7 protein-coding genes are annotated in these 6,314 nt (G+C 73.3%); 4 read left to right on the forward strand and 3 right to left on the reverse strand.

Annotated elements, in window-relative coordinates; translation table 11 throughout:
* Window positions 1-26 precede the first annotated feature (26 nt).
* A complete protein-coding gene (locus tag FNH09_RS43425; protein ID WP_152895383.1) occupies window positions 27-1,223 on the forward strand; it encodes a sensor histidine kinase in 1,197 nt (398 codons plus the stop codon).
* A 2-nt stretch (window positions 1,224-1,225) separates the two neighbouring features.
* Window positions 1,226-1,879 carry a response regulator gene (locus FNH09_RS43430; protein ID WP_162469980.1) on the forward strand — a complete coding sequence of 218 codons (654 nt, stop codon included), beginning with the start codon at window positions 1,226-1,228 and terminating at the stop codon, window positions 1,877-1,879.
* A gap of 140 nt (window positions 1,880-2,019) precedes the next feature.
* Here the strand turns inward: FNH09_RS43430 and FNH09_RS43435 are convergent, their stop codons facing one another.
* Window positions 2,020-2,415 carry a VOC family protein gene (locus FNH09_RS43435; RefSeq protein ID WP_152895384.1) on the reverse strand — a complete coding sequence of 132 codons (396 nt, stop codon included), beginning with the start codon at window positions 2,413-2,415 and terminating at the stop codon, window positions 2,020-2,022.
* A gap of 60 nt (window positions 2,416-2,475) precedes the next feature.
* Between FNH09_RS43435 and FNH09_RS47360 the strand changes: the two genes are divergently transcribed.
* Together FNH09_RS47360 and FNH09_RS43440 are read left to right on the forward strand one after the other, a co-directional pair.
* Window positions 2,476-2,619, forward strand: coding sequence for a hypothetical protein (locus tag FNH09_RS47360; RefSeq protein ID WP_162469981.1), 144 nt, complete (start codon window positions 2,476-2,478; stop codon window positions 2,617-2,619).
* Window positions 2,620-2,652: 33 nt separating this feature from the next.
* Window positions 2,653-2,982 (forward strand): hypothetical protein, encoded by a 330-nt coding sequence (locus FNH09_RS43440; RefSeq protein ID WP_152895385.1) that lies wholly within the window; start codon window positions 2,653-2,655, stop codon window positions 2,980-2,982.
* Window positions 2,983-2,994: 12 nt separating this feature from the next.
* Here FNH09_RS43440 and FNH09_RS43445 read toward each other — a convergent pair whose 3' ends face one another.
* On the reverse strand, window positions 2,995-4,719 hold the full coding sequence (locus FNH09_RS43445; protein ID WP_152895386.1) for a hypothetical protein: 1,725 nt from the start codon (window positions 4,717-4,719) through the stop codon (window positions 2,995-2,997).
* 151 nt (window positions 4,720-4,870) lie between these two features.
* Window positions 4,871-6,314: hypothetical protein (locus FNH09_RS47365; RefSeq protein WP_162469982.1), on the reverse strand; the 1,444-nt coding region annotated here is incomplete at its 5' end.

A 6,314-nucleotide genomic window follows, 5' to 3' on the forward strand; every position in this document is an offset into this window, starting at 1 on the left:
GGCCCGGATGGCTTACGGTGAACGTCATGACTGACGGACCGTGGCACCGTCGGCACCGGGTGGCCGTGGACGTGGCGATCGCGGTCGCCTTCGCGGTGCTGGACACCGGCACCACGCTGATCGGCGCCAGCTGGTGGCCGGATCACCCGGACACCGTCGCCTGGCTCATGCTCGGCGTGCAGGCGCTGGCCTGCGCCTCGCTGGCCTTCCGTCGCGTCGCCCCGCTCGCTGTCGTCGGCGTGCTCGGCGCGTTCACGTTGGCTATGTCGCTGCTGATCTCACCGGCCGGCGTACTGACGCCCGCGAACGACACCAATGTATGGGCCCCCTACGCGACCCTGCTGGCCGCCTACGGCCCGTTCTTCTTCCAACAGCGCCGCCGCACGGCGTTTTTCGTACTCGCCGCCTTCACCCTCGTCATCATGCGTCCCTGGGAGCCGTCGGTCGCCGTCATGACGAACGGGCTGCTGCGCACCGCGGTCGGGCCGCTGCTGGCGCTGTACTTCGACGCCCGCCGACGGATGGTCTGCGCTCTCGTCGAACGCGCCGAGCGGGCCGAGCGGGAACGCCATCTGCTCGCCGAACAGGCCCGCGCCGAGGAACGCGCCCGGCTCGCCGGGGAGATGCACGACGTCGTCACGCACCGGGTGAGCCTGATGGTGCTCCAGGCCGGAGCTCTGCGGGTGACGGCACAGGACGAGGTGACCCGGCAGGCGGCGGAGGAACTGCGCGCCGCGGGCTGCCAGGCGCTGGAGGAGTTGCGCGACCTGGTCGGCATCCTGCGCACCACGCCCGAGGGCGACCAGACGCCCTCCGTGGGGGGATTCGCCGACCTGGTCGCCGAGTCGACGGCGGTGGGCACACCGGCCGAGCTGATCGAGGACGGTGACCCGGCGCTCGCCTCACCGGTGGTCGGGCGCACCGCCTACCGCGTCCTGCGCGAGGCGCTGACCAACGTACGCAAGCACGCGCCCGGCGCCCAGGTGACCGTGCGGGTGCAGTACGAGGAGGCCCAGGTGCGGCTCACCGTCCACAACACGCCTCCGGCGGACAGAGCGAGCAGCGCCCTCGCGGGCACCGGCTCCGGCCTGGGCATCGCGCATCTGCGCCGGCGCATCGAACTCGTACACGGCACCCTGTGTGCCGGTCCCCGTCCCGACGGCGGGTTCAGTGTCGAGGCGACGCTGCCCGCTTACGTCCCGACCGCGGAATCGGCGGTGTGAGCGTGGCCCGAGTAGTGGTGGTGGACGACGAGCCCATGGTGTGCGTGTTCCTGCGCACCATTCTCGACTCGGCCGAGGACCTGGAGGTCGTCGACGAGGCCCACGACGGCGCGGCCGGCGTCGAGGCTGTCCGGCGCAGCCGCCCGGACGTGGTCCTGATGGACCTGCGCATGCCGGGCATGGACGGGCTGACCGCGATCGAACGCATCAACGAGCTCGCGGAGCCGCCGAACATCGTGGTGCTGACGACCTTCGACGCCGACCAGTACGTGCTGCGTGCCCTGCGGGCCGGCGCGACCGGCTTCCTGGTCAAGTCGACCCCGCCGGAGGAACTGATCGGACTCGTACGGACGGCTGCCCAGGGGCACACCGTGCTCTCGCCGTCCGCCGCCCGTCGGCTCATCGCCGCGTCGACGGACAGCCTTTCGGCCCGCGACCGCGCACGAGAGCTGGTCGCCGCGCTGACCGAGCGGGAGGTCCAGGTCCTGGCCGGCCTCGGCGAGGGCCTGTCCAACGCGCAGATCGCGGCCCGGCTCTTCCTCTCCGAGGCCACTATCAAGGGCTACGTCTCACGCATGTTGGACAAACTGGGCTGCGTCAACCGCACCCAGGCCGGCCTCCTCGCCCACGACGCGGGCATTGTCGGCACCCCGTAGGGGCCCGGTAGTCCTGCCTCGGAGACCAGGCGGCAAGCAGCGCACGTCGCCAGGTTCGGGGGCGGCTTCAGATCTACGCCGCGGCGCTCAACCTGCGCACGCCGGAGAGCCTACGACCACCAACCCTTGAGCGTGATCATCTAGTTGGACGGTGCCAGGGTGCGCAGGACATCGAACTCGTTGCCCTCCGGGTCGGCCATGACCACCCAACTCCGGCCAGGGCCCTGGCCCACGTCCACCTTGGCGGCGCCAAGGCCAAGCAGCCTGGCCACCTCGTCGTCGGTACTGACGTCGATCGGACTGACGTCCAGGTGGAGCCGGTTCTTCACGCTCTTGCCCTCGGGCACCTGGATAAAGACCAGTGTGGGCGGCATCTGGCGGGCCCGGACCTCCTCGACGGTCGGCACCCAGGAGCCGATCTCGACCTTGCCCTCGCTCCGGTCGATCACCTCGAAACCCAGGACCGCGCACCAGAAGGCCGCAAGCCGTTCCGGATCACGGCAGTCGACAACCAACTCGGTGAACCTACTGGTCATTACTCCCCCACAGTGCGGACGGGGGCCCAGCCTATGGGGCCGCGCCCCTCTCCGGTCCATGTGGACGACAGCCTGGACCGCGTGGTGGAGACCCTCGCTCCGTTGGCGGCAGTCGCGAAGGATCTCGTCGTTCTTCATCCGGCCGATGACGTGTTCCACCCAGGCACGGACCTTGCGGCGCTCGACGTTGCTCCGCCCGCCTGAACCGTCAGGAAGCCGACGCGGTTGGATGGCTCCATGGTGAGACGAAAGCGGGAGAAGAAGAGGCGACCTCCCTTCGGTGTGCCGGAGAGCATCGTCCTGCTCGCGACGCCGGAAGGCTGGCGCCACAGTGTCCTCACCGTGGACGGCGGGATGCTCTGCGGGCGCCTCGCCGACGTTCCGGTCAACGCCGGCTCAGCCGAGGCACGGGCCGCCGCGGCGGCCATGGTGGTGGGACTCGCACACGACTTCCACGAAGTGCGCGTCGACGTGACCTGGGATCCGCCCCGGGAACCCGGGTCCTGGACCGCCCAGGTCACCGTTGCCTCGACCCCGCCGAACGCCTGTGGTCAAACGACAGGGTAAGAGGGCGAGGGCTCAACAACCCCCGACGGTACTCCCGGTGCCGTAGGGCTCGCCGCCCAGCAGGATGGTGGTGTCCCGCAGGTCGCGGTGGAGGAGGTTCTCGATCTCGCCGTTGGCGGCGGCCGCGTCACGGGCGGCACGGGCCCGGCCCTCGCCGCGGTCGGCGCGCTTGCTGTCGGCGAAGCTGAGGACCCGGCTGAACGGGTTCCACGGACTGGTGGTCTCCCTGCGGCGTTCCGCGCGGTCCCGCAGCCGTTCGGCCTTGTGCTCCTCACCGGCCGCCACCGCAGTGAGTCGGTGGGCCTCCCGCCGCAACTGCTGGAGGAGAAGCAGCCAGTACGGGGCCTCCACCCCGGTAGGCGGGGCCTCCTCGCCGGTGCCCGCGCTCACCGGACAGAGGGCGGTGAGCACCCCGGGGGCGAAGGCCGCCGGGACCAGCCGCCGGAAGTCGGCCAGCAGACCGGCGCGGGTGCGCAGGGGGCGGCCGTCCCGGATCAGTTGCCCGGAGCCGGTCAGCAACAGGATCACCTGGGGCGGCAGGCCGCCCGCGTCACGGTGGAACGCGGCCGCCGCCTGGATCAGCTCGTCGGCGGTCCCGGCGCCCGTCCGTTCCCGCAGCTCCGCTGTCCGGCCCTCGTCGACGGGGACGGCGAGCAGTCTGGCGTCCACCGCGACGATCACGCACTGGGAGTCCCGTACCCGGTCGGCGAGGTCAGGGCGGGGGCCCCGGGTGTCGGCCTCCAGCCAGTCGACATCCATCACAGGGACGGTGCCGTCGGCGAGTTGGAAGTGCCAGTGCTCGCGGTCGGCGTCAGGCGCACCACGCGTGCCCTCCTCCAGGGCGCGGCGGCGGGCGATCAGGTCGTGGAGTTCGCCGACGTCGGGCAAGTGGAGCCACAGGCCCGGACGTTCGGGGCCGAGCACCCGGTGGGCGGCGGCCAGTACGGTGGTGCGGCCGACACCCGGGGCCCCGGCGACGGTGACGCGCACGGTGCGGTCGGGCGGTACCGGGGCGGCGTGCAGGACCCGGTCGACCCGCTCCCACTCCCGCAGCGCCAGGGGGCCGCCGGCGGTCTTGGCGTCGGCCAGCCGGGCATCCGTCAACCGGCGCTGCCGCGGCGTCAGTTCCGAGTCGAAGCCCAGATGCCAGAGCAGCGGCACGCCGGGCCTCGCCCCGCGCGCCCCGCCCGGGAACCGCACCGGCACCGTCACCCCGTACAGTCGCCCGGCGGACGCCCCGGCGCCCAGATAGGACGCCCACGGCCGGACGGCCTCCGCCAGCTCCGCCGCCCCGGCGCACCGCCCCAGGCCGGTCACGGCTAGCACCATCCGCTGCGCCCGGTTGTCGACCAGTGCCCGTTGGACGTGGTGGAACAGCAGCCGCCGCTCCCACCAGGCCCGGCCGCCGGCGCCGGTGACCACCACCAGCCCGTCATGGCCCGTCGGCTGCGCGCCTGCCGCCGACGCGGCCGGGGTGACCCCGGGCAGGACAGTGATCCACAGGTTCTTGTACGGCGAGGGCCGGGGCCTGCCCGGCTCGGGTCTGGGCTGCCGCGGGCGGCGGCGCAGCAGCTCCCAGGACCCGGCGGCGGCGTCCGAGGCGGGCGGGCCGCCGGACACCGGGCGGAGCCGGATGGCGCGCCGGGCGTCTCGTACCGCGAGGGCGGCCAACTCGCCGGTCCGGTCCCCGGGGAGTCCGAAGAAGAGCAGGCGGGGACCGGGGGCGGGGATTCTCATGGCCGGGATGTCCTTCCGTCGTCGTCTGCCGTCGGAGCTGGTTCCGCTTGGCGTGTTATTGCCTCACCCGCTGATTGCCGTGTCGCTGTATCGCCGTATCGGCTTGCCTTCATGGCGGGCTGGGGCCCGCAAGCCCGCACCGGCGCGGCGGTTACAGCAGCGGCCGTCCGGCGGGCGGGAAGAGGCCCGGCGCGTCGCCGGGGCGCTGCGGGGAGGTCGCGTCCACCGTCGCCGCCCCGGCTGGGGCCTCCGCGGGGAGGGCGTCCAGCGCACGGTGAAGCCGTGCGGGCAGCCGGGCGGCGGTGCCGAGAGCGGCCACTGCCTCGCGGAACTTGCGGCCGTGGGCGGCGGTCATCCGCCCCGTACCGGCCGCCCGGGTCAGCACCTCGGCCAGTCGGCTCGTGCGGACGGTTTCCTCACCGGCCAGCCAGGCCGCGGCGGCGGCGACCGTGAACAGCGCGGCCTCGCCCTCGCCCCGGGCGTGGTGGCGGAGCGCCTGGTGGAGCAGGTGGTACGGCGGGTCGGCGACCAATTCCAGTGGCACCCCGAGGCCGGGCGGCCACCCGGCGAGGGTGAGTCCGGCCCGCGCGGCGGCGGCGTCCACCTGCTCGTCGTACGCCAGGCGGTGCATCAGCTGGTGGGCATCGGCCGCCATCACGGCGGTGAACGCGGCGATCCGGGCGGCCCGTTCGAAGTTGAGGTCGGCGTTGCGGCCGGGGCTCGGCGGCGCGCCGGCCGGGGCACCCAGCGCGGTCAGCTCCTGCGCCGTCCACTCCTCCGGCTCCCGGTAGCCGACCCGCTGGAGGGTGACGGCGGGCAGCACGGAGAGGATCTCACCGGGCAACAGGGCGCTCCCGCCGAGCCGCACCTCCAGGTCGTACCCGGTGATGCCGAGCTGGAGGTAGACCGCGGGAACGGCGTCCAAGTCGCGGCGCAGGAGTTCGGCGTGAGGCCACTCGAAGGCCCGGTCAGCGGCCCGTACGTCCAGCGCGCCCGGGTACTTGCGCAGCTCGCCGACGGCCCGGTGACGCACCCCCGTCCAGGGGCTGTGGGCCGGGACGTCCGGCGGGTCGGCGGGGATCAGCAGCACCGGGCGGGTCCGGCCGCCGGGGGTGAGCAGCAGCTCCTCGGCGAGGGTGCCGGGCGTGGCGTGGAAGGGGTAGGAGGCGAGCACCGCCTCATACCGGGCCTCGGCGAGCCGGAAGCCGTGCTCCAGCCGGAGGAGCGCGGTCTCCTGGGCGGACCGCAGCGCGTCCAGCCACTGCTGGGCACGGACGGCCTGGTCCAGCCGCTTCTCGTAGGTGGCGAGCTCGTAGAACTTCAGGGCGATGTCGACGCCCTGAAGGGCCAGGCCCGCCCCGGCCAGCCAGGCGCCCCGACGGGCGGCCTGCCGAACGGCCTCGGTGAGCATGGTCATCCGCTGCCGGTTGAGGTGGTCGCTGACCAGTTTGCCCACCCCGAGCGCGGGTCCGACCAGGGGCACCGCCGCTCCGCCGCCGCTCACGATCGCAGCGGTGATCATCGTCCCCAGTGGCCCCGCGGTCAGCTCCGCATCGATCTCCAGGCCCATGACCTGCCCCCCTGCGCTACCCCAC

Source organism: Streptomyces adustus, assembly GCF_009377175.1.
Classification (GTDB): domain Bacteria; phylum Actinomycetota; class Actinomycetes; order Streptomycetales; family Streptomycetaceae; genus Streptomyces; species Streptomyces adustus.

What these genes read in the sequence shown, in the direction of transcription:
- FNH09_RS43425 (WP_152895383.1), top strand. Translation starts at nt 27, where the DNA reads ATGACTGACGGACCGTGGCACCGTCGGCACCGGGTGGCCGTGGACGTG.
- FNH09_RS43435 (WP_152895384.1), bottom strand. Translation starts at nt 2,415, where the DNA reads ATGACCAGTAGGTTCACCGAGTTGGTTGTCGACTGCCGTGATCCGGAA.
- FNH09_RS43440 (WP_152895385.1), top strand. Translation starts at nt 2,653, where the DNA reads ATGGTGAGACGAAAGCGGGAGAAGAAGAGGCGACCTCCCTTCGGTGTG.
- FNH09_RS43445 (WP_152895386.1), bottom strand. Translation starts at nt 4,719, where the DNA reads ATGAGAATCCCCGCCCCCGGTCCCCGCCTGCTCTTCTTCGGACTCCCC.